Origin of the sequence: uncultured Thiothrix sp. (assembly GCF_937873765.1) — a bacterium.
GTDB lineage: Bacteria > Pseudomonadota > Gammaproteobacteria > Thiotrichales > Thiotrichaceae > Thiolinea.
The window spans coordinates 1-24903 of record NZ_CALMZC010000059.1; the positions used below are offsets into that span (position 1 = coordinate 1).

A 24903-nucleotide genomic window follows, 5' to 3' on the forward strand; every position below is an offset into this window, starting at 1 on the left:
CTACGGGCGCAACCGGTGCCACAGGTGCTCAAGGCTCTACGGGCGCAACCGGTGCCACAGGTGCTCAAGGCTCTACGGGCGCAACCGGTGCTACAGGTGCTCAAGGCTCTACGGGCGCAACCGGTGCCACAGGTGCTCAAGGCTCTACGGGCGCAACCGGTGCCACCGGTGCTCAAGGCTCTACCGGTGCCACAGGTGCTCAAGGCTCTACCGGTGCCACAGGTGCTCAAGGCTCTACCGGTGCAACGGGTGCAACCGGTGCTCAAGGCTCTACTGGTGCAACAGGCGCAACGGGTGCTCAAGGCTCTACTGGTGCAACCGGTGCCACTGGTGCTCAAGGGGCGACGGGCGCTCAAGGCGCAACTGGTACTAGTGGTACTAACGGTACTAATGGTCAAGGCTTCTTCGATTGGTTCTCTCAAACAATCGGTGATGTACAAGGTGATGGCGACATCGACCAATTTGACGTACAAGCTTGGTTGAAGGGTGACAAAGGCGATACTGGCGCAACCGGTGCTCAAGGTTCTACTGGCGCAACGGGTGCTACTGGTGCTCAAGGCTCTACCGGCGCAACTGGAGCAACGGGTGCTCAAGGCTCTACAGGCGCTCAAGGCTCTACCGGTGCAACTGGAGCAACAGGTGCTCAAGGTTCTACCGGTGCTCAAGGAGCTAAGGGGGCACAGGGCGATAAAGGTATGACTGGTGCTCAAGGTTCTACTGGCGCAACGGGTGCTACCGGTGCTCAAGGTTCTACTGGTGCTCAAGGCTCTACGGGTGCAACCGGCGCAACGGGTGCTCAAGGTTCTAAAGGTGCTCAAGGTTCTACCGGTGCTCAAGGTTCTACCGGTGCTCAAGGCTCTACGGGTGCTCAAGGTTCTACCGGTGCTCAAGGCTCTACGGGTGCTCAAGGTTCTAAAGGTGCTCAAGGCTCTACGGGTGCTCAAGGTTCTAAAGGTGCTCAAGGTGCTCAAGGTGCAACTGGCGGAATGGGCGGTGGTTGTGATTGGGGTTGGGGTTGGGGCTGGTGCTAATCTTTAGCCCAAGCTAAACTTGATCCTAGTTTGATCTAAAGAAACCCCGCAGTGAAAATTGCGGGGTTTCTTTTTTGGGTTACGTTTATCTTGAAAATTGGCAATTCGTTAGCAGTTAAGGCTAACTAACAAGAAAAAAGTCATCACTGATCGCTAAGGTGCTATTTATGCAACAGGATTTATCTGTCGTGCTTCTCCGGCATTTAAAGCCGATTTTAACCATGCTACGCCAAACGATTTTAACTTGCCCAGATGAGGTTTTTTCTGGAGATAAACTACTTGTACGTGAGCAGCTTTATCATTCTTTAGTAGGCATGGATATTTGGTTTAGCCATGAACCCAGTCAATATCCATTTCATCAGATTCTAGATATGGAAGCTGCGCAAATGCATAAGATCGCGCCAGAATCCGTTTCAAGACGTTTTTTACTATCTTATTTGGGAAAAGTAGAGCATAAGCTTGCGAATATGCCCATGAATACTGAGAAGTTACTAGAGAAGCGCGAAATAGATGGTGAAGAAATAACTTATCTAGATCAATGCTTTATACAGATTCGCCATGTACAGCATCATCTCGGTGAGATCGATGAGATCATGCGTGATAATCAATTGCCTTTACTCAAGTGGCAGGGTTATGGTAAGGGAACACAATAAATAGATTTATATTAAGATAACTAACCTAGGTTATTAAGTAAAATTTTGATATTTTTTATAAATTTTTAGATTTTGAATATAACTGACTAATTGTTTGATTATAAAAAAGAAGAGACAGTAGTTATGCGCTTTAGTATTTTTACTCCTACTCACAAGCCAACCTTTATTGGCGAGGCTTTTGATAGTTTATTAGCTCAAACGTTTAAAGATTGGGAATGGGTGATTGTACCTAATGGGACTGCAGTCATTCCAGAACATATTGCTAACCACCCACAAGTACGGGTTGTCCGAGCACCTGATGATATTGCGGTTAAAGGTGTCGGCTCTTTAAAACGGTTTGCCTGTGGCAATTGTCACGGCGACTATTTTGTGGAGCTTGATCATGACGATTTACTCACCCCTGATGCTTTGCAAGTCATTGATGCACGTGCTCAAGCGACGGATGCAGGTTTTCTGTATTCAGATTTTACCAATTTTCGGGTGGATCATTCATGCCAGATCTTTTATGCGAGCCATGGTTGGGAGAGTTATCCGTTTAATTGGCAAGATAAGCGCTATACCGCGATGCGTGCCTTTGAAACGGATGCCAGTTCTTTGCATCAAATTTTCTATGCACCTAATCATGTGCGTGTCTGGTCGCGTGAGGCTTATGAAAAAGCGGGTGGACATGACCCAGAACTGCATGTAGTCGATGATCATGATTTGATTTGTCGTACTTATTTAGTAGGTGCGCATTTTGAATATATCCCGAAGTGTTTGTATTTGTACCGCTTATTGGAAAATGAAGATAACACCTATCTACGCTTTAATGCTGATATTCAGCGTATGCAGCAGGAAGTTTCTAATAAATATATTTATCGGATGATTGCTGAGTGGTGTCGGCGTAATAACCTGCAAATGCTGGATTTAGGTGGCGCACATAATTCACCTCCCGGTTTTACCAGTGTGGATTTAGTGGATGCGGATGTAAATTGTGATATTCGTAAAGGTTTGCCGTTCCCAGATAATTCCATTGGCTGTGTACGTGCTTATGATTTCTTAGAACATATGCCACATTGTGCTGACTCAAGCTGTGATCATGGCGCTTCTGGTGGGTCGTTATGTACGGTGGGCTTGATGAATGAAATCTATCGGGTGTTAGTACCCGGTGGTTGGTTAGTCTCGCGGACACCTTCTACGGATGGGCGTGGTGCTTTCCAAGATCCGACCCATATTTCATTCTGGAATCAGAATTCATTCTGGTATTACACCAATCGCGAGCAAGCCACTTATGTACGCGGGATTACTTGCCGTTTCCAAGATACACGCTTGTGGCAAGGCTTCCCGACAGACTGGCACAAAGAAAGCAATATTCTTTATGTCTATGCAGATTTGGTGGCTTTGAAAGGCCAACGCCAACCCGGCCTAGTAAAAATTTAACTAGGCGGCAAGGCTAAAGAAAAGGCGCGAATTTCGCGCCTTTTTTGTTTGATGCCTTTGATCTTAATCAGGCTATATCAAAGAAGAACATATGGAAAAGACGGCTATTTTTCATATTGTCACCGAAATAAGCCGAAGCAGCATGTACGCGTTTCGCATCGAAAATCACCAATCGATTGTAGACATTGCCAACCGTGTCTACTAAATCCCAACGAGTTTTGTCATAGAAGTTACCAGCGAACATTTCATCAAACAGCTCATCTGCAGATTTGTTATGTTTTTTGCAATCCGCCGGTGTTGGATAGGCCATCAGACCATTGAGTTTGCTTTTATAAAAGCTGGTGCCGCATTCTGGTGGAGCATCAGGGGTAAGAAAAACTACTGCAGCATAGCTTTGATTGTCGGTGTGATAAACTAAAGGTTCTTCGGCAGTACAGTATTGGAAAACACCGTTATAAATATGGCTTTCCCAAACGCTTATTTTTCTACCTAAAAGCTTTTCAAAAGTTTCTTTAGTGCCTTCAAAAATAGTCTTTACCTCAGTACGCGAGCCTTTGTGGTATTTAACATTGGGGTTAAAATCTAAGGTCATGGCATATTCGCGTACTGCATCCGGGTCGCTATAAAAATTATCGACTACCACCACAGCAGGTGGATGTGGATCAATACGAATAGCTGGATGTATAGGCTTGGCAGGCTGTGAAACCTGTTTAGCGGCTACTTGGCTGTTTTGCCTAATCTCAGCAAAGACTTTGTAGGCTGACTCGCCTTGGAATTTGACACTGAAGGTGATGGTGGCAAAAACTTCATCTGGGGTCAGAATAAACTTAAAACCGGTTTGGGTGCCTTCAGGCAGCTTGTAGAAATTGTTGACATCATGGCGCACCTCGAGATTGATCAGTTCACTGCTGTAATTTTCGGAAGTGTCCACGCGAATCGACTCAATCGTGCGACCCGTACTAAAGATCCAGCCTGCTAGAAAGTAAGTGCGGTCATAGCTATCTAAATGATCAAGATGAAATTTAATATCTTCTAATAATGTTTCATGCATAGCGCTCAACCCGTCATTTTTGTAAATAGAATAATTAAGTTCTCAAATTATTATCCTCGCTACAAATAAGGGTAAAGCAGTCAACGACAAACTGCTGGAGCTACCTGATAGTTAGTTGGTAGGAGTGAATTAGTTGATTTTATTCTCAGGTTTGATCAAACGGGGTATAGGTTCAGGGTTTTTAGCAAGGTGTGTAACTTGGTTCGAGCGTTCTTGCTTAAGGCGTAGTAAATATCCTCCTAAGGTTCCACTCGCTGTGCCCAGCAGTAAAACACCTATCGTCACAAATTGAGTTAGCAGTAAAAAGCCTCCTAGACTGGCCGCTCCAGCTACTGCTAAGCCGACCTTAAAGTTGGCTTGTGCAGTGGTACGCTTAATTTCTTGTTGAACTTGTTGTTGGGCTTCTTTTGTCACTTGATGCTTAGCGCGTTCTGCATTGACCTTAATTTTTTCACGCTCACGTGCATGGTTTTCTTGCAAGCGCATCATTTCATCTTTACGTTGATGATTAGACAGCGCGCTAAACCATAAAGCCATTAAACTGGCTATAATTGCTAGAGGAACTGCAATACGCAACCAACCCCAGCCAGCCAGTTGTTCGGGGGCGAGCAACATTAAACTCACGGTAATGATCTCAAGCAACAGCAGGCCGGGAAGAAACTTTAGCATCGGATAGACTCATTCTGATCAGCATCGAGATAGGGTATCATTCGCGCTTTGCTTGGCAAAGTTAAGACCTTGCCAGACTTTTCAACAAATCTTTATAGCCACAGTAATTAATAAACTATGACTCAATTCGTCCATCTGCGCTTACATACGGAATATTCATTGGTTGATAGCACGATTCGTATCAAGCCTTTGATGAAAGCAGTTGAGAAGTCTGGCATGGCGGCGGTGGCAATCACCGATCAGAATAATTTCTTTGGCCTAGTTAAGTTCTATAAAACCGCAATGGGGGCGGGTATTAAGCCAATCTTTGGGGTGGATTTACTGCTTGCGAATGAGCAATCCGACCAGCTCTTTCATATCATTCTGCTTTGCCAAAATAATACAGGCTATCGAAATTTAACGCGTTTGATTTCTAAAGCTTGGCAACAAGGTCAAGTTTTGGGTGTGCCCAGAGTACAACGCGCTTGGGTGAAAGAGTTTAGCGAAGGCGTGATTATGCTGTCGGGTGGGCGTGAGGGCGATGTCGGACAAGCCTTACTCATGGGGAATAGAGATTTAGCCGAAAAGCGTTTGCAAGAATGGCAAGCGGCCTTTCCTGAGCGCTACTATTTAGAGCTGCAGCGCACTGGTCGGGAAGGTGAAGAGGATTATATTCACGCCGCCATTGATCTAGCAGTTAAGTATCAAGTGCCTGTAGTGGCCACCAATGATGTGCGCTTTATAGCTAGTAGTGACTTTGATGCTCACGAAGCGCGGGTTTGTATCAATAGTGGTCATGTGCTAGCTGATCCTAAACGCCCTAAAAACTATAGCCAACAGCAATATTTACGCTCACCTACAGAAATGCAGGAGTTATTTGCGGATATTCCCTCCGCGATTGCGAACACCGTGGAGGTTGCCAAGCGCTGTAATGTCTCCCTGACTTTGGGTAAAAATTATCTTCCACAGTTTCCGATTCCTGCAGGTATGACGACCGAAGCCTATTTCTGCAAAGTCGGTGAGGAAGGTTTAGAGGAACGTTTAGATTTTCTCTTCGGTGAGCAATTTCCGCGTGGTACGCCGGAGTTTGCTGAAAAGCGTAAGCCTTATGATGAGCGTCTGAAGATTGAGTTAGACGTGATTAATAAAATGGGTTTCCCCGGCTACTTTCTGATTGTTGCTGACTTTATTCAATGGGCTAAAGACAATGATATTCCGGTAGGGCCTGGACGGGGATCGGGTGCGGGTTCGTTAGTCGCGTATGCTTTAAAGATTACTGATCTGGATCCACTGGCTTACGACTTATTATTTGAGCGCTTCTTAAATCCTGAACGGGTATCCATGCCAGATTTTGATATCGACTTCTGCATGGATAATCGCGATAAAGTGATTGATTATGTGGCGCAAGCTTACGGACGTAATCAAGTCTCGCAAATTGTTACCTTCGGTTCGATGGCCGCCAAAGCAGTGGTACGTGACGTGGGACGGGTACTCAGCCATCCTTATGGTTTTGTGGATCGGGTGGCTAAATTAATTCCTTTCGTACTCGGCATTACTTTAGAGGATGCCCTCGGGCGTTCAGCTAAATCCAAAGAGGATGCAGAGCGGGTTTCTCCGGAGCTTATCGAGCTTTACGAAAAAGATGAGGAAGTGAAAGCGCTTATGGATATGGCGCTGTCCCTAGAGGGTTTAACTCGTAATACTGGTAAACACGCGGGTGGCGTGCTGATTGCACCCTCTGACTTAACTGATTTCACCCCGATCCTCTGTGATGAGGCAGGTAAGGGGGTAGTGTCACAATATGATAAGGATGATGTCGAGGCAGTCGGTTTAGTTAAGTTCGATTTTTTAGGTTTGCGTAATCTCACCATTATTCAGTGGGCACTAGAGACTATTAATCGCCAGCAGGCGGCGAAACATTTACCTTTGGTCGACATCAATCGGATTCCCCTTGATGATCAAGCCTCTTTCGATTTACTCAAAGCACAGAAAACCACTGCTGTCTTCCAGTTGGAATCGCGTGGGATGAAAGATTTGATTCGCCGTTTACAGCCGGATGTGTTTGAAGATGTCATTGCGCTCGTAGCACTTTTTCGTCCGGGGCCTTTGCAATCAGGGATGGTGGATGACTTTATCAATCGGAAAAAAGGGATTGCTAAAGTTGAATACCCGCACCCCAGTTTAGAGCAAATTCTCAAACCCACCTATGGGGTCATCGTTTACCAAGAGCAGGTCATGCAGATCGCACAGGTACTAGCGAATTATACGCTAGGTGGTGCGGACATGCTGCGACGTGCGATGGGCAAGAAAAAACCTGAGGAGATGGCCAAGCAGCGTTCTATTTTTATGGAGGGTGCTCGTGCTAATCAAATCGACGAAAATCAAGCCGGTTTCATCTTCGATTTGATGGAAAAGTTCGCTGAGTATGGTTTCAATAAATCGCATTCTGCAGCCTATGCACTCGTTGCTTTTCAAACAGCTTGGCTGAAAGCACATTATCCGGCAGCTTTTATGGCAGCGGTGTTATCTGCGGATATGGATAATACTGATAAAGTAGTCATGCTGTTAGATGATTGTAAGAAGTTAGGCGTAAAAACTTTAGCACCTGACTTAAATAAGTCCGAATATCATTTCATTGTCGATGATAAAGGTAACGTTATTTATGGCTTAGGTGCAGTGAAAGGGGCGGGTGAGTCGGCCATTTCGGTGATTATGGAAGAGCGTGCCGCCAACGGATCTTATAAGTCATTACTCGATTTTTGTCAGCGTATTTACTCGCATAAGGTCACCCGTCGGGTACTCGAAACTTTGATTAAAGCGGGTGTATTGGATTCTTTGCCAGGTTCACGGCATGCCAAAATCGAGTTTCTGCCTGAAGCACTGAAGCGCGCTGAGCAATATCATCGCGATCAAGGAGTTGGGCAGGTAGATTTATTTGGCGGCGCGATGATAAGCCACAGGGTTGAAACAGCTATGCCAGATCTACCGGAGTGGCCTGAAAAAGAGCGCTTGCGTTTAGAAAAGGAAACCCTAGGTTTATATTTAACTGGTCATCCCCTAGATGAATACGAGCAAGAGTTGCACGCTGTTAGTAAAATGAACCTACGCGAGATTATGGAGTACGATGGCAGTGGCTCACAGCGTTATGCAAAAGAGCCAGTTTTGTTTGGTGCTTTAATTGCGAATATTCGTGTGCAGGCTTCAGATCGAGGTAAGCGCTATTTTGTGAAGCTGGAAGATCGTACTGTCTCGGAATATGAAATCTTATTATTCGCTGACACCTTTACTCAATTTGGGCATCTTTTAGAAAAAGAAGCGATTGTCGCGATAGAAGGTACCGTTAGTGTAGATCAACGTACCGGTTCATCCCGTCTAAGAATAGACTCGATTTATGATATGCAAACTTTGCGTGAAAGTTTTCTACGGCGTTTAAAATTACGGGTGGATGCTCAGCAAGTCGTAGCAGGTTTGATGGAGGATTTACAAACTTGGCTAGTGGAAGCGTCTGAGCCGCGTTATCCGGTTTTATTGGATTATTGTAATCAGAGTGCGCGTGCTGAGTTACGCTTAGATGATAAGTTTTATATCCCTTTGCATGACAATAACTTACGGAGTTTGCGCCAGAAGCTAGGGCAAGATGCAGTACAATTAATTTTTTAACGCTAGGTCACTATGTCGGCACTTAAGTACCTTCCTAATCTAATCACCATCGCGCGCATTATTTCAGTAGTGCCGGTAGCTTGGCTATTATGGATAGGTTCTTATCATACGGCTTTAATCTTATTGGTGTTAGCGGGGTTAAGTGATGGTTTAGATGGCTACTTAGCTCGACGTTATCAATGGTTTACCCCTTTAGGTGCTTTGCTTGATCCACTGGCTGATAAGCTCTTTATTGTGACGATTATGTTGGTATTTGGCTTTAAGGGTTTCCTACCGTGGTGGATAGTATGGCTGATTTTTGGGCGTGACGTGCTTATTGTTGCAGGTGCTATGCTGTATCGCTGGGTAACGGGTGCTTTAGAAATGAGGCCTTTATTTATTAGTAAAGTGAACACAGCCTTACAACTGATTTTGTTAGCAGCTACTTTATTACATGTTGGCTTCTATCCTTTGCCACAGGGGGTAATAGATAATTTAGAGTTGTTAGTAGCAACTAGCACTATCATCAGTGGAGCCGCTTATGTATTTTTCTGGAGTTATTATGCCTTTGCAAATAAAAAGCAGGTCTAACTGATGGATTCAAAATTTTGGTTTTGGCTCATTGTCCTAACCATTGCTGCGACTTTGTTCTATCTGCTCTCACCCATGTTGACCCCTTTCTTTGTTGCAGCGCTCTTGGCTTATCTAGGCGATCCGTTAGTAGATCGGTTAGAAGGTATGAAGCTCTCACGTACTCTATCGGTTACTGTGGTTTTTGTAGTAATATCATTGATTATTCTAGTCTTTTTTCTATTTTTAGTACCGCTACTTGAGATGCAAATTAAGCGGCTCGGTGAGAGGTTACCGGGTTATTTAGATTGGTCTTTGGGGATGTTTGGAGCTTATTTACAGGATCAGCTAGGTGTTGACCCAGCGATTTTGCAGGGTGAAAAACTCAAAGAATTGGTCACTTCTAACTGGCAGCAGACCGGTGGCTTAATCAAAAGCGTGATTCAAACCGTTTCTAAATCAGGCTTCATGATTGTTGGTTGGATTGGTACCTTGGCGCTTATTCCTGTCATTTTGTTTTATTTACTACGCGACTGGGACAATCTCGTCGCTTATATTCACGATTTGCTACCACGCTCTGTAGAGCCAACTGTATCTAGCTTGGCAAAAGAGTCAGATGAAATGTTGGGGGCTTTTTTGCGTGGTCAGTTTATGGTAATGATCGCACTTAGTATTTTATACTGGTTAGGCTTAAGCTTAATTGGCTTAGATTTCGCACTCTTAATTGGTTTTATTGCAGGCTCAGTGAGCTTCGTGCCTTACTTAGGGCTGATCGTAGGGATTACTATCGCTGGTATTGCTGTGTTGTTTCAGACCCAGGATCCCCTGAACTTGCTCTGGGTATTAGGTGTATTTGTGGTGGTGCAAGTTATTGAAGGCTCGATACTCACACCTTGGCTAGTGGGGGAGCGGATCGGTTTGCATCCTGTAGCGGTTATCTTTGCCGTCTTAGCGGGTGGACAATTGTTTGGATTTGTTGGTGTCTTATTGGCCTTGCCAGTAGCCGCTATCTTGGTGGTCATCATGCGGCATCTGCACGAAAAATATAAGCAAAGTAATGTTTACACTGATGCATCGCCACCATGAATCAGCTTACTTTAAAAATTGCTTTATTAGACGGTTTTGATTTCGATTCATTTTATCCGATGCAGCAGAATCGAGATGCATTGGCACTGTTGCATTCGGCGTTCTGGCAATCTTTTCAGCAGGTTTTTTTATATGGCGAGGTAGGCAGTGGCAAGTCCCACTTACTCCAAGCTTGTTGCTATAAAGCCCAGGAAACTAGTAATGCTGCGTCCTATTTTTCACTAAAGCAATTAGCCCCTTATGGTGTGCGCGTTTTAGAGGGCTTAGATCGCTGTACCTTACTAGCAATTGACGATTTAGATCATGTTATTGGAAACTTAGAGTGGGAGACTGCAGTTTTTCACTTGATTAATCGCTGCCGGCAAAATGGGCAACCTTTATTACTGGCAGCTCACACTAATCCGCACCAAATAAACTGCTTATTACCTGATTTAGGCTCACGTTTAATTTGGGGGCCAGCTTATAGGATCTACAATTTAGACGAAATGAGTGCTTTAGAAGCGTTTAAATGGCGAGCCTATAAGCGAGGTTTGCAAATACCAGAGCACATTATAAAATATATCAATAAAAATTTCCCTAAGGATATTCAGTCTTTAATGTTAGTCTTAGATCAACTTGATAAAGCTAGTTTGCATAAAGGCAGGAAGATTACTCGTAACTTAATTCAAGAAATCTTCCCAGATAATACCCTAAGTCACTTAATCCAATAAAAAGTCTTCATCGAAAATATCCTTCAAGCGCCTTTGCAGAGCTTGCTTCTCTAGATAATCTTCAATATTGCGTCTAACTACATGAGGTTTAGTTTTTTTATTAGGCTCTGTAATTAATGGAGTTGATACTTCTTCCTGTTCATAGTCATTCTCATGGTCACGCATGCTAAGCACTCCTAGATCTTTTTTTATATTATGTGTTGAGTATAGCTTGGCTAGATGAATTTTTGCTGAGTAAAATATTTATCTAACATTAACGCTTAGGCAATTGTTCAGTTACTTTAACAAATTGCTCAGGATTTTTGTAACCTTGTACGCGAATCTTCCTGATTTCCTTACCATTAGCGTCAAAAAACAAAATAGCCGGTGGTCCAGGAACGGTGAATTTTGCCGCTAAAGCCCGATCTTGCTCATCTTGCGCAGAAACATCAGCTCTTAATATCTGCACTCCTTGTAAACTCTTTACGACATTCGCATCGATAAAAGTAACTTTTTCTAGAGTTTCGCAATCAGGACACCAAGTTGCTGTAAAGTCTAGCATAGTAGCTTGTTGATTTTGTTTAGCGAGCGCTAATTTAGCCTCTAAGTCATTAACACTTTTAATTGTTTGAAAATTTAAGTGGTTAGTTTGTACAGGATTGGCAGCAAGGGTCAAAACACCTTTTAAGGGCTGGAATAGATTAGTACTCCCTACCGCCACACCTAATAGCTGCATTGCACCATAAAATACCATAATAAGACCAAGACTTTTCCAGAAGCGCTTCCAGCCCGTGGATTCCTCAGAAATTTTATCTAATGCTCCCATGTAAATGCCTGAAGCGACTAGCAAAGTTCCAGTTAAGGCCATGGTCACCTCAATGGGGATAATGCGCTTAAGCATCGAGATGGCCAATCCCAACATAATCATGCCAAAGATTGCCTTAGTGGTATCCATCCAAGTACCAGCACGTGGAAGTAAATGACCTGCTGAAGTACCCACAATCAATAAAGGGATACCCATCGCAAAACCCATCGTGAATAGGGCTATGCCCCCTAAAAAGGCGTCTTTGGTTTGAGCAATATAGGTCAAAGCGCCAGCTAGAGGTGGTGCTACGCAGGGACCAACAATGAGCGTGGAGATAAAGCCCATGATGGCTGCACCCAATAAACTTCCGCCTCGTTGTTTATTACTGAATTCGTTTAGACGCGACTGTAGGCTAGTTGGCATTTGGAGATCGAAAAAGCCAAACATTGAAAAAGCCAAAATGACAAACAGCGTAGCAAAAATACCAATGGCGACTGGATGTTGGAGAGTAGTCTGTAAATTGGCGCCAAACAAGCCAAAGAAAACGCCAATTAGTGCATAAGCGATAGAACTAGCGGTCACATAAGCTAAAGACAGAAAGAAGGCTTTGCGTGCAGATAGGTCAGATTGACCTGCTATCACCCCCGATAAAATCGGGAACATAGGGAATACACAAGGGGTAAAAGCTAACAACAGACCACCGCCAAAGAAAATAAGTAAGGTCCCAAATAAACTAGCTCCTTCTAATGCAGAGGTATAAGCATCGTTTTGAGTAGTTTGTGGGGCTTTAGTGTCTGGTAGGCTTTCTAGCTTAGGAGGTGCAGTACTTAGATCTAAATCCACCAATTGTTTAACAGGTGGATAACAAATCCCCGTGCTGTCAGAGCAGCCTTGGTATTCAGTAACAACCGTAAGTTTTTTAGGGGGTGCAACGTCGGTTTCAGTTTGGCGAATAGGAATACTGACATCGAGTGAGCTCGTGTAAACCTCTAGACTGCCATAATAATCGTCCTTGACCATTTCGCCTGCAGGAAAAAGTGGAGGGTCTAGATGGAAATCCGCGTTACCCTGTATCGAGAAACTAATTCTGCTACGGTATAACTGATGATCAGGCTGAATATCCCAGTGAGCAACTAAAGTTTTCTGGTCAACTGCTACTAAACTATATTTAAACGCCTGATCAAGCGGTAAAGGTTCAACAGCAGGGTCAGCAGTTGCGGCTAGAGGTTTAATCTGTTTTGGTTTTGCAGTATCAATACTGGTGGTGGTTTCGACAGAAGCAATTTCACTTTGATTAGTCTTTGAACTGGCAGGAGCGGCGTTCTCAAAAGCTGCTAGTTGTAGCTTAATTATTTTCTTTTGTGGTGGGTAGCATAAACCAGCATCTGCACAACCTTGGTATTTAGTTTCAAGTTCTAGTTCGAGAGCTTGTTGAACTTTATCAGAGCGCGTTATAGGTATATCGATTGCAAAATCTTTATGATAAACCTCCATTTGCCCAAAATTAGCATCTGTCTTGGAATCACCTGTAGGGAAAGCAAGTTGCTCTAAATCTGGCAGTTGAATTTCTGGATGTTTAGAGCTTAGGTCAATCTTTTTGCGGTAAAGATAGTAGCCGTCAGCAATTTTCCAAGTGACTCGTATCTGCTCTTTGTCAAGGGGTTCGGCAGAAACTTTGAAGGCTTGGTCAACCTGCAATGGTTCTGGGAAGGCTGCTGTATTCAAACTTAAGATGAATAAAAAGCAGATTAGAATCAGATTTTTCATGCCAAGGAAGCTCTTTTGTATCCAATCAAAAGCAACAACATTAAAGTACAGGAGTTCAGCCCTTGATGGGCAAGCGGTAAACTGTTAGATATCCCTTGTCTACAGTTCAACCTGAGCTAATCTCCGCTTAGGTCTGGGAAGCTGCTTATAGTAGATTAAATAGTTGCTAACAGCAAAGCTCTTCATGGAAAGTGCACAAACTTGCTGGGATATCAGTTATAGAGCTTTAAGTAGGTGTTGGGTTTCGGAATTTTTGACACAGAGATCATGTTGATAAAAGCCTGACTAGCAGACTTTTATCGCTGACTGCTTTAGTAATTTAGCCGATTAAATCAGTAAATCGGCTAAAGTTTTACCAGCGTTCAAGGCTTGCTCGACCCATATTGGACGACGGCCACGGCCTGTCCAAGTATTTTCTGAGTTTTCTGGATTGCGATATTTCGGTTGGACAGGTTTGCGCACTGATTTAGCTTCTAATATTTCTTGCAAGGTAAAACCAGAGTTGTCAACAAGTTCGTCTAACTTTCTACGTACATCTAATAATTCAGTTTGCTTACGATTACTGATGGCATGTTCGATGTTATATTTTAGCTTGCCTAATTCAGCAACACTTAAAGAATCTAAATTTATGTTTGCCATGTTATTACTTTCTCTCTACAGTTGTTCAGAAACTGTTAAAATATACTTTACCATTAAATAATGTCAACTATAACAAGATTGAAATTTACTGAGTTTTTCAAAGATTGTTCTTAAAAAATTAACTTGCTGCTAAGAAAAAATAACTAACATCGTTTTAGAGTTGATCATTTTTTTTACAATTTTTACAATAAGTATATTGATTTGAGCACTGAGATACGATAGGCGGTGTAGCATCTTTGAACATATCCATGTATAGTCATAAGTGTAATTAATATAAAAATAATTTAATCCTGACTGTGGGGGCGCAATGCGTTTCTTCAAAACCTTCTTCTCATTGACATTACTAGTGGTTGGTCTAGGAGTAGGCACTTGGCAGTCTATTTATGGTAATACCACTAGCTTTCCAGCCATTTTATGGATTTTATTAGGCTTGTTGGTGGGGCAGACGGTAATTTTATTTCTGCATAGTAATTTGAGCTGGAGCAATACTTTACTCGGTTTAGCGACCAAAAATTTTAGCACTTATGCGTCTTGTTCTAGCACTGATGGTTACCTAGCCACAGAGAATAGCCCAACGGAATGGATTCTTGAGGAGTTAGCAGGTGGTGTCATTACGGTCAGTAGTGAGGGCGCAATCATCTATTTAAACAAAAGTGCAGAAGTGCTTATTGGGCACAGCCATGAAGAGGTTGTGGGTAAAGCTATTCACAACATAGTACAAATTGAAGATGCTCAGGGTAAAGCTATTGTCCCAAGGGTCATGGACGTGCATAAAGCTCACCCACAACATTTATTGCAATTTGGGCAAGTAAAATTAACATCTAGGGTAGGTAAGGTACGCTATGTAGAGCTATACACTACACACTTACATGATCCAGCTAATACTCTGGTTTTTATTTTTCGTGATGTGACCGCTGATCGTAAAGTAATAAATAGGCTTTATCAGCAAGCTTCCCATGATGCCTTAACAGGATTAATGAATCGGCGTAGCTTTGAGGAGTATTTAGAGCAGGTTGCTCATGATGATTCGGGGCTGCTTAAGACCCATGTGCTAGTCAGTATTGACTTAGATAACTTCAAAATTGTCAACGACACTTGTGGACATCAAGCGGGTGATGAGTTGCTTAAGCAAGTTGCACAGATTTTTCAACGGTTTGTACGACAAACTGACAAAGTAGCTCGCATGGGCGGTGATGAGTTCACTATTTTCTTAGAAAATTGTGCTTTAGAAAAGGCGCGCGCGATTATGGACTCCATATTCATAGAGTTGCGTAATTTCCGCTTTAGCTGGGAAGGTAAAATCTTCAGTGTCACTGCTAGTGTTGGGCTAGTCGAGTTTATTCCAGCTCCTGAACTCACCTTAAAAAATCTTTTCGCTGATGCAGATAGAGCCTGCTATACAGCTAAAGCCTTAGGACGGAATCAAACTTTTGCGCATCTTAATTCAGAGGAGGTTTATCAGTCAGAGCAGCGGCATACTGACTGGGGTAAGGTCTTAGAAAAAGCGCTGGAAAATGATAGGTTTATCTTGTTTGTACAACCTATTATGCCGTTACAAGCTACTAGTCAGTTTGCTTCCCATCAATATGAAGTTCTGTTACGACTACCTTTTAGAAAGCACCTGTTAAGTCCAGGAAGCTTCTTACCTGCTGCTGACCGTCTAGATATGATGACTAGGATTGATCGTTGGATCATTCGTAAAGTTTTGGAGATGATCACTACTACTAATCTATGTAGTAAGGAAGGCATAGAGCCAAGGTTGATGATTAATCTATCATCACAAGCAGTACAAGAGCCTGAGCTATTTGAGTTCATTCATGCAGAAATCATTAAACATAAGGTTAATCCTGCTTTATTGTGTTTTGAAATTGCTGAGTCAGTGGCTATAGCCAATTTTGTACAGACTAAGCGACTGATGAAGGCTTTACATGGTTTAGGTTGTCATTTAGTCTTAGACGATTTCGGTAGTGGCTTTTCATCCTTAAATTATGTGCGCGATCTCCCACTCAGTTACCTCAAGATCGATGGGAATTTTGTGCATAACTTAGTTTCTAATCCGGTGGATGCAGCCATGATTAAAGCAGTTCATGAAGTTGGACAAGTAATGAACCTCCTTACGATTGCTGAATTGGTTGAGGACGCAGAAACCTTAGAGCGTTTGCGAGGGATTGGGGTAGATTTCGCGCAAGGCTACTATTGTGGGAAACCTTTTCCCTTTAAACATCTATGTGCGCAAAGGGTTGAGTTACCTCAGTCAGTTAGAAAAATAGCTTAAGCCCTTATATTCATCGTTTTTGCTTGAAAAATGGTGTAAAAACTCAATACTAAGTTCTATCTTGCTACAAAAGGACTTTGTTTTTGCGTACCTTACCCATCTTAGCGTTATTATTTTTTGCAGTACCCTTGGTTGAGATCTATTTGCTGATCCAAGTAGGGCAAGTGATTGGCGCTTTACCCACAATTCTATTAGTAATTGCCACCTCAGTGTTGGGTGCTTATTTATTAAAGCAACAAGGCCTAGCGGCGTTGACGCGTTTCCAAAATAATTTACGTCAAGGCCAGCTACCTGCTGACGAATTGAAGGAAGGTATCTTCATTGTTTTAGGCGGTATCTTGCTCATGACTCCCGGATTTTTCACGGATTTTCTGGGGTTATTTTGTCTATTACCACCTACCCGTAAGCTTCTCATGAAGCTGTTTGCGAAGCGTTTGCAGCGTCAGTCAGGCGCGGTTTACAACGATGTCTATATCCACAGTAATACCCGTGTTCAAGAGACCAGTGCTACGCGTCCTACCCCTGTTGCTTTGGAAGGTGAGTATGTTCGTAAGCAGGAACCTTAAAATTTTTTCATTTTCTTACCCTTGACTTTGCTCAAGTCGCCCTTATTATTAGCACTCGTTAACACTGAGTGCTAACAGGTTGAAGATTCCCTGCTAGCCCCAAAATAAATCCTGATTCAATAAATCCAAGGAGTATCCACAATGAGTATTCGTCCTTTGCATGATCGCGTTGTTGTGCGTCGCATGGAAGAAGAGCGCAAGACCGCCAGCGGTATCATCATCCCCGATAATGCAACTGAGAAACCAGATCGTGGCGAAGTTTTAGCCGTTGGCCCAGGTAAAGCAAGTGATAACGGTGAGCGTATCGCTCCGCAAGTTAAAGTTGGCGACAAAGTACTGTTCGGCAAATATGCCGGTACTGCAGTGAAAGTCGATGGTCAAGAAGTATTGATCATGCGTGAAGAAGACATTTTGGCTGTTATTGCTTAATTCACCCAGCTAACTGATTTAAAGAGGATTAAAAAGAATGAGTGCTAAAGACGTACGTTTTGGTGATGATGCGCGTTCACGGATGGTGAAAGGCGTTAATGTATTAGCCAATGCAGTTAAAGTAACTTTAGGTCCTAAAGGCCGTAACGTTGTTTTAGAAAAATCTTTCGGTGCACCGACTGTTACGAAAGACGGTGTGTCAGTTGCCAAAGAAATCGAACTCGAAGACAAGTTCGAGAACATGGGTGCGCAATTAGTGAAAGAAGTTGCTTCTAAAACTTCTGATGCTGCCGGTGATGGTACAACAACTGCGACGGTATTAGCGCAAGCTATCGTGCGTGAAGGCATGAAATCCGTGACTGCAGGCATGAATCCAATGGATCTAAAGCGTGGTATCGACAAAGCAGTGACCGCTGCTGTTGAAAAATTACATTCTATGTCTAAGCCTTGCGAAGACAATAATGCTATTGCTCAAGTCGGTACCATTTCTGCTAACTCGGATGAATCTATCGGTACGATCATTGCTAATGCAATGGATAAAGTCGGTAAAGAAGGCGTTATCACCGTTGAAGAAGGTAACTCTTTAGAGAACGAATTAGCTGTGGTTGAAGGTATGCAGTTTGATCGTGGCTACCTGTCTCCTTACTTCGTGAACAATCAACAAAGCATGACTGCTGAGTTGGATAGCCCTTATATTCTGTTGCACGACAAAAAAATCTCTAATATCCGCGAATTATTGCCCGCTTTAGAAGGCGCTGCAAAATCAGGCAAGCCTTTATTGATTATTGCTGAAGATATCGAAGGCGAAGCCTTAGCCACTTTAGTCGTGAACAATATGCGTGGCATCGTGAAAGTAGCTGCAGTCAAAGCGCCCGGTTTTGGTGATCGTCGTAAAGCGATGTTACAAGACTTAGCCATTCTGACAGGTGCAACAGTCATTTCTGAAGAAGTGGGCATGAGCTTAGACAATGTGACTTTAGAGGACTTAGGCCAAGCGAAGCGTGTGGTCATCACTAAAGAAGACACCACTGTGATCGATGGCGTTGGTTCTGCTGATGATATCAAAGCTCGCGTTGAGCAAATCCGTGCGCAAATGGAAGTGACTACTTCTGATTATGACCGCGAAAAATTGCAAGAGCGTATGGCTAAATTGGCTGGTGGTGTAGCGGTTATTAAAGTAGGCGCTGCGACTGAAGTCGAAATGAAAGAGAAGAAAGCTCGCGTAGAAGATGCTCTGCATGCAACACGCGCTGCGGTTGAAGAAGGCGTAGTTCCAGGCGGTGGTGTTGCATTGGTACGCGCTTTACAAGCGATTGGTAGCTTAAAAGGCGAAAACCACGAGCAAGATGTGGGTATCCAAATCGCTATGCGTGCTATGGAAGAGCCTTTACGTCAAATCTGTGCCAATGCAGGTGACGAGCCTTCAGTGATTCTGAATGCAGTTAAAGCGAGTGAAGGTAACCAAGGTTATAACGCACGTACTTCTGAGTACGGTGATATGATCGCTATGGGTATCTTAGATCCTACTAAAGTAACACGTACAGCTCTACAAAATGCTGCATCTGTAGCAGGTCTAATCATCACTACTGAAGCGATGGTGGCTGAATTACCAAAGAAAGAGGCGGCTCCAGCCATGCCAGACATGGGTGGCATGGGCGGCATGATGTAATTTAAGACTTAAGCAGTCTTGATAAGAAAAAGGCTCCAATCGGAGCCTTTTTTCTTTAAGGAGCTAACTTATTTACGCTCACTATCAGGGATTTCTTCTTCAGTTGGTGCTGCTAAACCGCGTACATTTAAAACACCTTGATTATTAATTGTACCTGCGGTCACTGAGATGGGTTGAGGAGAGGGTAGTACCATTTCTACAGGCAGTTCTTCAGCTTGAGTAGCAACGGGTGGGGTTGGCTCGACCAATGCAGGTTGGCTAATTGTTGGCGGGAGTGGCTGCTCGATCATTTCTACCTGAGCGGGCCCGCCTTCGATGATCTGCTCTGTTGGCTGTTGTGCAGGTGGTACGGGACGTGGACGCACGGGTTTAGTCACAGTCTGTAAGGGCGTAGCAGCTTCAGGATTTTGTACAGGTGCTGCACTAACAATTGGTTGCCCAATCGCTGTTTCGTTGGTAGGTGGGGCTGCTTGATCCAATAAGGTTAGATCATCATTTGCGGTTACAGAGCGCTCACCTTCAGCAGGGAATGGCGCAACAATAGCAGATTGTTGAACAACTGCTTGTTCGGCCGCAGTTAAATTAGTTTCTGTCGCTGGTCTTTGGCTGTTAGGGGTTTGCGCCTGCTGTGCTTCCACAGCTTGCCGGTAGTCTTGTTCTAAAGAGCTTTGGGCTTTAGATAGACCAGTCAAATTGTATTTGCGAATTAAACGACTGGTTTCATCCAAATAATCGCCTGCTTTGCTGAGCTTATTGCGATCTAAATTAGTTTTAATTTGTGCTTGGCGTGCTTGCACCACATCTTCTAAGAGTAAGCGTCCTTCAGCGTTGTTGGGCAGAACAAACATGAGCTTATTCAGATAAGCAAGGGCATTATTCTCACTCTCTTCTTTACTCAAATTGCCACGTTTGATCGCTGCTTTTGCTTGTTGCAATAGCTCGTCAGCCTCGCGTTGTTCGCGCTCCCGAATTTCCAAGATGCTTTCTAAACGTACTTGTTCTTCAATTCGATCCGTTAAAGTGAATTCACGAATCAAATCATCAGTTTGACTTAAAGAGGTTTTAGCTTCTTCAGGTCTATTCAGATTGAGGTGGTTTTCAGTCTGCTGCTGCTGTTGCGCAATGATTTTATTTAGCAAAGCACGCGCATTGGGGTCTTGTCGGTTAACTGTCCACGCTTGGCGTAAAGTTGCTAAGGCACCATCAGTGCCAGTGGTATTGCCAGCATTAAACGCTGCAGTGGCTTTTAAAATCAATTGCGTGAGTTGCGCTTGCTGTTCGGGATTGGCTTCAGAGCTTGCTTCAGAACTAGTAGCAGGTAGGCTGGTTTCTGTATTAGTGGCGCTAAGTGTGGCTTGATCGGGCATTACATTAACGGCTGCTCTTGAGTCAGTTGTCGTGCTGTCGGTAGTAGTTGTAGCTTCAGTAGTAATAATGGGATTGGAGGGTGCTGCTAAGGTATTCGTACCAGCAGTGTTAGTCGGAGCGGTAATCGTTGAGGCAGCAGTTGTATTAGTTGAAGAGTCGTTGACTAAACCGACCTCTTCAGTTGGTCGGCTAGCGGTATCAGTTTTGCCAACCTGCGCTTCGGTAAGGGGAGCTGGCAGCGGGTTAACAGATGCTTGTGTTTGCTCGCTTGGCGTAGATTCATTGAGTAAACCATTGAATGTTGAAACTAAATGATAGCTGGCATAAACCACTACACCTAGAGCGGCTAACGCTGCTAATGGTAATAAAGCCTTGCGATAGTGTTTGCGCCCTAAGGCCTTTAATAAAGCTTCGGGGTTTTCTGGGCGTTGGTTGCGCTGTAGCGATAGTGCTTGACTTAAAACTTGTTGCGCTTCGGTTTTAAGTTTGGGATTAATGGTGAAGGGTATTCCACGTGCCAAAGCAGTTAAAGTACTTTGCTGACCATAAGGGGGGTGCAAGCTTGATAGCATCTGATAGAGGCAAGCCATTGAGAAGCTATCATCTTCAGTGACCGGCAGATCACCGACCGCTACAGAGGGGCTTAGCCATGACGAATGTAAAGCTAAAGGTGAGCGCACACCCGTTTGTTGTAAAAGTAGTGAATGCATGATTTTAACGAGCGGTGCATTCAGTAAAACATAGCCCTGATCCGTGCGCATAGTGCTACCCGGTTCGAAATAACCAAAAGCGCCGGCTTGCACATTACTTAAGGCATGACTGACGGCCTCGGTTAGCTTAAAAGCTTGATCAGGCGCTAAGCCTCGCTTGTCAATTTCATTAAAATACTCGCTCAGCAAGCTGCCTTGAGTATTCGCGCAGCTAAACCAGTAGTTATCTTCGGCACTGCCCCATGCCAGAATAGTTGGATAGGCTGCCGCCGGTGGCGCTGGGCGTGACATGACGGCAGACCATGCTTTAGCAAAGTCCGGTAGAGTGCTAATGGCTGGGGCTGCTAACACGAGCAGAACCATATGATCTTGTTCACCTTGCGTGGGGGTGTATAGATCATCAGCCCAATACACATCAGCTAAAGCGGTAGAGGACATTTTTCGGCGTACACTAAAACGGTTATCAATTAAAAATAAGTCCGTGGGTGACGCTACGGTTTTTACTGAGGTCGACATGGTTTCAATTGCCCATCAAGTCGCGATAGATTAAGAATAGCAGGCAAGTATAGAGCATTCAGCCGGTACATAGCACCTAAGCTAGATTAAATGCAGTACTATCAGGATACTTAGTCAACTGGAGGATTCCAATTGTTCAGTTTAACTTGCTTAAAGCTCATCTCGTTTAGTGTTTTACAAAATCTGCCCTTAGTTCCGCCCACTGATTTGTTTGTATAGGAGCCAGTTATGCCCGCTGCATCCTTCTTTGCCTTTGATACCATAGCACTGCATGCAGGTTACCAACCTGAACCACTCTATGGCGGTCGTGCGGTGCCGATTTATCAAACTACTAGCTATGCTTTTAGTGAGGCTAACAAGGGGGCTGCCCTATTTAATGTCGAACAAGGTGGGCATATTTATAGTCGCATGAGTAACCCCACTGTGGCTGTTTTAGAGCAGCGCTTAGCCGCTTTAGAAGGAGGTGTTGGCTGTGTCTGCACGGCATCAGGTATGAGTGCTTTATTCACCACGTTTTTAAGTTTGTGCTCGGCGGGCGATCACATTGTTGCTGCCGCACAAATCTATGGTTCAACAGCCACTTTATTGGGCCATACTTTAAAGCGTTGCGGAATTAACACTAGTTTCGTGGATATTAATGATCATGCAGCCGTGGAGGCTGCTATTCAAAGTAATACCAAATTAGTTTTTTGTGAATCTATCGGTAATCCAGCTTTAGATATTGCTGACTTACCTACACTAGCAGTAATCACCCAAGCACAAGCTCTGCCTTTAGTCGTGGATGCTACCTTCGCTACTCCAGCTTTGGCCAAATCTATCGAGCTAGGAGCAAATATTGTCGTACATTCTTTAACTAAGTGGATTGGTGGCAGCGGGAATGCTTTAGGTGGCGCTATTATTGACGGTGGAAATTTTAATTGGGGTACTGAGCAGCGCGCTTTTCCAACTCTCACCGAGGATTATGCGCCCTTCCAAGGTTTAAATTTCTGGGAAGAGTTTGGTCCTGCGGCTTTTAGTATGCGTGTCCGCGCTGAAGCTATGCGTGATTTTGGTGCAGCCTTAAGTCCGCTGAATGCTTTTTTACTGCTGCAAGGTTTAGAAACCTTAAATTTACGTATGGCTAAGCATGTAGATAATGCACGTGTTTTAGCAGAATGGCTGACTCAGCAAGCGGGAGTGGCTTGGGTAAATTATCCGGGTCTAAGTACGCATCCGCAGTATAGCTTAGCTCAAAAGTTGATGCCCAAAGGGGCAGGTTCTATTTTAAGCTTTGGCATTCAAGGTGGTTTAGCAGCCGGTTTAGCTTTTATGGATGCTTTACAGCTCGCCACTAATCTCGCGAATGTAGGCGATTCGCGTACATTAGTATTACATCCTGCGTCAACGACCCATTCCCGTTTAGATTCCCAAGCACAACAGGCGGCGGGTATTAGTGCAGATCTATTACGCGTTTCGGTCGGCTTGGAGGCATTACAGGATATTCAAGCCGATTTCAGTCGCGGCTTAAAGGCCGCTGCGAAATTCGCTAAGGAGTAAGTCGTGTATCTAGACTTCCAACAAGCACGCATTTATCTAGGCACAGGCGGTAAAGTATTTGATGTGAATTTGCCAACAATACTCTTTTTACATGGAAGTGGCATGGATCATCGCGCTTGGCAGCTCCAAACCCGTTGGTTTGCATTTCATGGTTTTTCTGTACTTGCCCCTGATTTTCCTGCACATAGTCTTTCCACGGGGCAAGCTTTAAGTTCTATTCAAGCCGCCGCCCTTTGGGTTTGGGATTTAATTGATCAATTGCAGATTAAGACTGTGAGCTTGGTGGGTCATTCCCAAGGAGCTTTAATAGCGTTAGAGGCGGCTGCTTCTCAACCAAAACGAGTTCGTTCGCTGAGCTTGATTGCAACTGGAGCCGCAATTCCAGTAAATGATCAGCTTTTGCAGTTGGCTAGTAAGAATAAACCATCGGCAGTGGCTGCGATGCTGAATTGGGGTTTTGGCAAAGCTTATCAATTGGGATGCTCACAAGTACCGGGTTTAGCTCCCTTAGCGATAGCGGGGCAAATTATGCAACAGAATCCGCTCGCCATTGATTTAGCGGCCTGTCAGGCTTATCAAAACGGTGAGCAAGCTGCAAAACAAATCACTGCCCCCACCCAATTAATTTTTGGCGAATATGATCGCATGACTCCCCTTAAGGCAGGACGAGCCTTAGCGGGAGTCTTACCAAATCTACAGAGTCATACGGAATTAGCTTCAGGGCATATGTTGCCAGTGGAAGAGCCTGCAGCTTGTTTACAGTTATTGCGTGATTTTATTAAGCCACTTGCCTTAAAGGAATGATGCATTTATTAATAGGTTTAGCCTTGCTATTAATTGGTTTTTCAGTGATCAATGCAGGCTTATTAGTGCTCTATGCATGGCGTCAGTCTAGTCAAGCGGTGACTTATTTAAGTGTCGTGTTACTAGCCATTTTGGCAGCTATCCAACTCTTAAATTTTAGCTATTTAGAATTTGGCACTGAGTGGGTGCATAGTCGCTTTTATAATGCTCTACTGTTCATGGTGGCACCGACTTTTTATCTACTCAGTGCACCCTTGTTAGAGGCAAAAATCCAGCCATTTGCTGAGCGTTGGCAGCATTTTTTACCTGTTCTCCTAGCGCTAATTTTGCCACCGGCTTGGGCTTTGCCCTTAGCTTTTGTGGTCGGTTCGGGGTATTTGGTGCTTTTAGGTTTCAATATTTATGCTTTACGCGCGCAACGTAGTCGTTTCCGCTTAGAGCTCTTGGGTTTAGCACTGATGTTTGTGCTGGCAATTTTGGTTATTGTACTCGGAGTGAGTAATGCCTTAGTGCCGGATCAAGTATTTTTTAGTTTATATGCGGCTGCGATTGGCTGTGGCTTTGTCTTGGTGAGTGCGGTGTTAAGTTTTGCTCCACAATTACCCACTGAAGTCGCTGAGGCAGCACGTGAGACTTATGCGGTTTCTACCTTAAGTAAAGTCGATTGTGAGGCTGCTTTACAGGTATTGCAGCAACTTATGCACATGCAAAAACTGTATCAGAACACAGAGCTAGATTTGCCTAGTTTGTCGGAGGCTCTAGGTTTAAGCCATTATCAATTATCCGAATTGATCAATACTCGTTTGGGCAAAAGTTTCTCGCGCTATTTACGCGAGCAGCGCGTGGAGGCCGCTAAGCTGCAATTAATCCATGAACCGAAAGCCACCGTACTAGGGATTGGTTTAGCGGTCGGATTCAGTTCACAGTCGAATTTTTATGAAGCCTTCCGCGAAATTGTTGGCATGACACCGGGGCAGTTTCGTAAATTAAACCAAAAATCCATTCCGAAATGATCAAAACGGAAGTATAACCA

The 24903-nt window shown here is 44.0% G+C and carries 20 protein-coding genes; 14 read left to right on the forward strand and 6 right to left on the reverse strand.

Annotation, left to right across the window (positions count from 1 at the left end):
* From Q0307_RS17450 to Q0307_RS17460, 3 genes are all read left to right on the forward strand, one after another.
* Nucleotides 1-1031 (forward strand): hypothetical protein (locus Q0307_RS17450; RefSeq protein ID WP_298662393.1); only part of this gene is annotated, 1031 nt, incomplete at its 5' end.
* A gap of 167 nt (nt 1032-1198) precedes the next feature.
* Entirely contained in the window at nt 1199-1684 is a 486-nt protein-coding gene (locus Q0307_RS17455; RefSeq protein ID WP_298662395.1) for a hypothetical protein, read from the forward strand.
* A 123-nt stretch (nt 1685-1807) separates the two neighbouring features.
* Nucleotides 1808-3103: a glycosyltransferase gene (locus Q0307_RS17460; RefSeq protein WP_298662396.1), complete on the forward strand. Its 1296-nt coding sequence runs from the start codon at nt 1808-1810 to the stop codon at nt 3101-3103.
* 67 nt (nt 3104-3170) lie between these two features.
* Here Q0307_RS17460 and Q0307_RS17465 read toward each other — a convergent pair whose 3' ends face one another.
* Nucleotides 3171-4154: a DUF6445 family protein gene (locus Q0307_RS17465; RefSeq protein ID WP_298662397.1), complete on the reverse strand. Its 984-nt coding sequence runs from the start codon at nt 4152-4154 to the stop codon at nt 3171-3173.
* A gap of 129 nt (nt 4155-4283) precedes the next feature.
* Nucleotides 4284-4823 (reverse strand): hypothetical protein, encoded by a 540-nt coding sequence (locus tag Q0307_RS17470; protein ID WP_298662398.1) that lies wholly within the window; start codon nt 4821-4823, stop codon nt 4284-4286.
* Between the two features lie 117 nt (nt 4824-4940).
* Between Q0307_RS17470 and dnaE the strand changes: the two genes are divergently transcribed.
* From dnaE to hda, 4 genes are read left to right on the forward strand one after another with little or no spacing between them, the layout of a single operon-like run.
* Nucleotides 4941-8462, forward strand: a complete 3522-nt coding sequence (dnaE, locus tag Q0307_RS17475; RefSeq protein ID WP_298662399.1) for a DNA polymerase III subunit alpha — start codon at nt 4941-4943, stop codon at nt 8460-8462.
* A gap of 12 nt (nt 8463-8474) precedes the next feature.
* Nucleotides 8475-9032: a CDP-alcohol phosphatidyltransferase family protein gene (locus Q0307_RS17480; RefSeq protein ID WP_298662401.1), complete on the forward strand. Its 558-nt coding sequence runs from the start codon at nt 8475-8477 to the stop codon at nt 9030-9032.
* A gap of 3 nt (nt 9033-9035) precedes the next feature.
* The gene (locus tag Q0307_RS17485) at nt 9036-10097 is read left to right on the forward strand and encodes an AI-2E family transporter (RefSeq protein ID WP_298662403.1); all 1062 of its coding nucleotides are present in this window, start codon (nt 9036-9038) and stop codon (nt 10095-10097) included.
* Nucleotides 10094-10807 carry a DnaA regulatory inactivator Hda gene (hda, locus tag Q0307_RS17490; RefSeq protein ID WP_298662404.1) on the forward strand — a complete coding sequence of 238 codons (714 nt, stop codon included), beginning with the start codon at nt 10094-10096 and terminating at the stop codon, nt 10805-10807. Before Q0307_RS17485 ends, hda begins: the two co-directional genes overlap by 4 nt.
* Here hda and Q0307_RS17495 read toward each other — a convergent pair.
* The 3 genes from Q0307_RS17495 to Q0307_RS17505 form a co-directional block, all read right to left on the reverse strand.
* Nucleotides 10796-10972, reverse strand: coding sequence for a PA3496 family putative envelope integrity protein (locus tag Q0307_RS17495; protein WP_298662405.1), 177 nt, complete (start codon nt 10970-10972; stop codon nt 10796-10798). The two genes, hda and Q0307_RS17495, sit on opposite strands and share 12 nt — an antisense overlap.
* Before the next feature lie 88 nt (nt 10973-11060).
* Entirely contained in the window at nt 11061-13358 is a 2298-nt protein-coding gene (gene dsbD, locus Q0307_RS17500) for a protein-disulfide reductase DsbD (protein WP_298662406.1), read from the reverse strand.
* Nucleotides 13359-13685: 327 nt separating this feature from the next.
* Nucleotides 13686-13997: an H-NS histone family protein gene (locus Q0307_RS17505; protein ID WP_298662408.1), complete on the reverse strand. Its 312-nt coding sequence runs from the start codon at nt 13995-13997 to the stop codon at nt 13686-13688.
* A 307-nt stretch (nt 13998-14304) separates the two neighbouring features.
* On the opposite strand from Q0307_RS17505, the gene Q0307_RS17510 reads away from it, so the two are divergent.
* The 4 genes from Q0307_RS17510 (at nt 14305) to groL (ending at nt 18936) form a co-directional block, all read left to right on the forward strand.
* On the forward strand, nt 14305-16272 hold the full coding sequence (locus Q0307_RS17510; RefSeq protein WP_298662410.1) for an EAL domain-containing protein: 1968 nt from the start codon (nt 14305-14307) through the stop codon (nt 16270-16272).
* 83 nt (nt 16273-16355) lie between these two features.
* Entirely contained in the window at nt 16356-16838 is a 483-nt protein-coding gene (locus Q0307_RS17515) for an FxsA family protein (protein ID WP_298662412.1), read from the forward strand.
* Between the two features lie 141 nt (nt 16839-16979).
* A complete protein-coding gene (gene groES, locus Q0307_RS17520; protein WP_298609050.1) occupies nt 16980-17267 on the forward strand; it encodes a co-chaperone GroES in 288 nt (95 codons plus the stop codon).
* A gap of 37 nt (nt 17268-17304) precedes the next feature.
* Nucleotides 17305-18936 carry a chaperonin GroEL gene (gene groL / locus Q0307_RS17525; protein WP_298662414.1) on the forward strand — a complete coding sequence of 544 codons (1632 nt, stop codon included), beginning with the start codon at nt 17305-17307 and terminating at the stop codon, nt 18934-18936.
* 68 nt (nt 18937-19004) lie between these two features.
* Here the strand turns inward: groL and Q0307_RS17530 are convergent, their stop codons facing one another.
* On the reverse strand, nt 19005-21530 hold the full coding sequence (locus Q0307_RS17530) for a hypothetical protein (protein WP_298662416.1): 2526 nt from the start codon (nt 21528-21530) through the stop codon (nt 19005-19007).
* A gap of 228 nt (nt 21531-21758) precedes the next feature.
* Here Q0307_RS17530 and Q0307_RS17535 point away from each other — a divergent pair, with 228 nt between their 5' ends.
* Genes Q0307_RS17535 through Q0307_RS17545 form a run of 3 tightly spaced genes read left to right on the forward strand, consistent with a single transcriptional unit; the run spans nt 21759 to nt 24883 of the window.
* The gene (locus Q0307_RS17535; RefSeq protein ID WP_298662418.1) at nt 21759-23066 is read left to right on the forward strand and encodes an O-acetylhomoserine aminocarboxypropyltransferase/cysteine synthase family protein; all 1308 of its coding nucleotides are present in this window, start codon (nt 21759-21761) and stop codon (nt 23064-23066) included.
* Between the two features lie 3 nt (nt 23067-23069).
* Nucleotides 23070-23870 carry an alpha/beta hydrolase gene (locus tag Q0307_RS17540; protein ID WP_298662420.1) on the forward strand — a complete coding sequence of 267 codons (801 nt, stop codon included), beginning with the start codon at nt 23070-23072 and terminating at the stop codon, nt 23868-23870.
* On the forward strand, nt 23867-24883 hold the full coding sequence (locus tag Q0307_RS17545; protein ID WP_298662422.1) for a helix-turn-helix domain-containing protein: 1017 nt from the start codon (nt 23867-23869) through the stop codon (nt 24881-24883). Before Q0307_RS17540 ends, Q0307_RS17545 begins: the two co-directional genes overlap by 4 nt.
* The last annotated feature ends 20 nt before the right edge of the window (nt 24884-24903 follow it).

Bases quoted from the DNA above. Each gene is read 5' to 3' on its own strand.
- Q0307_RS17455 (WP_298662395.1), top strand. From the start codon at position 1,199: ATGCAACAGGATTTATCTGTCGTGCTTCTCCGGCATTTAAAGCCGATT.
- Q0307_RS17460 (WP_298662396.1), top strand. From the start codon at position 1,808: ATGCGCTTTAGTATTTTTACTCCTACTCACAAGCCAACCTTTATTGGC.
- Q0307_RS17465 (WP_298662397.1), bottom strand. From the start codon at position 4,154: ATGCATGAAACATTATTAGAAGATATTAAATTTCATCTTGATCATTTA.
- Q0307_RS17470 (WP_298662398.1), bottom strand. From the start codon at position 4,823: ATGCTAAAGTTTCTTCCCGGCCTGCTGTTGCTTGAGATCATTACCGTG.
- dnaE (WP_298662399.1), top strand. From the start codon at position 4,941: ATGACTCAATTCGTCCATCTGCGCTTACATACGGAATATTCATTGGTT.
- Q0307_RS17480 (WP_298662401.1), top strand. From the start codon at position 8,475: ATGTCGGCACTTAAGTACCTTCCTAATCTAATCACCATCGCGCGCATT.
- Q0307_RS17485 (WP_298662403.1), top strand. From the start codon at position 9,036: ATGGATTCAAAATTTTGGTTTTGGCTCATTGTCCTAACCATTGCTGCG.
- hda (WP_298662404.1), top strand. From the start codon at position 10,094: ATGAATCAGCTTACTTTAAAAATTGCTTTATTAGACGGTTTTGATTTC.
- Q0307_RS17495 (WP_298662405.1), bottom strand. From the start codon at position 10,972: ATGCGTGACCATGAGAATGACTATGAACAGGAAGAAGTATCAACTCCA.
- dsbD (WP_298662406.1), bottom strand. From the start codon at position 13,358: ATGAAAAATCTGATTCTAATCTGCTTTTTATTCATCTTAAGTTTGAAT.
- Q0307_RS17505 (WP_298662408.1), bottom strand. From the start codon at position 13,997: ATGGCAAACATAAATTTAGATTCTTTAAGTGTTGCTGAATTAGGCAAG.
- Q0307_RS17510 (WP_298662410.1), top strand. From the start codon at position 14,305: ATGCGTTTCTTCAAAACCTTCTTCTCATTGACATTACTAGTGGTTGGT.
- groES (WP_298609050.1), top strand. From the start codon at position 16,980: ATGAGTATTCGTCCTTTGCATGATCGCGTTGTTGTGCGTCGCATGGAA.
- groL (WP_298662414.1), top strand. From the start codon at position 17,305: ATGAGTGCTAAAGACGTACGTTTTGGTGATGATGCGCGTTCACGGATG.
- Q0307_RS17530 (WP_298662416.1), bottom strand. From the start codon at position 21,530: ATGTCGACCTCAGTAAAAACCGTAGCGTCACCCACGGACTTATTTTTA.
- Q0307_RS17535 (WP_298662418.1), top strand. From the start codon at position 21,759: ATGCCCGCTGCATCCTTCTTTGCCTTTGATACCATAGCACTGCATGCA.
- Q0307_RS17545 (WP_298662422.1), top strand. From the start codon at position 23,867: ATGATGCATTTATTAATAGGTTTAGCCTTGCTATTAATTGGTTTTTCA.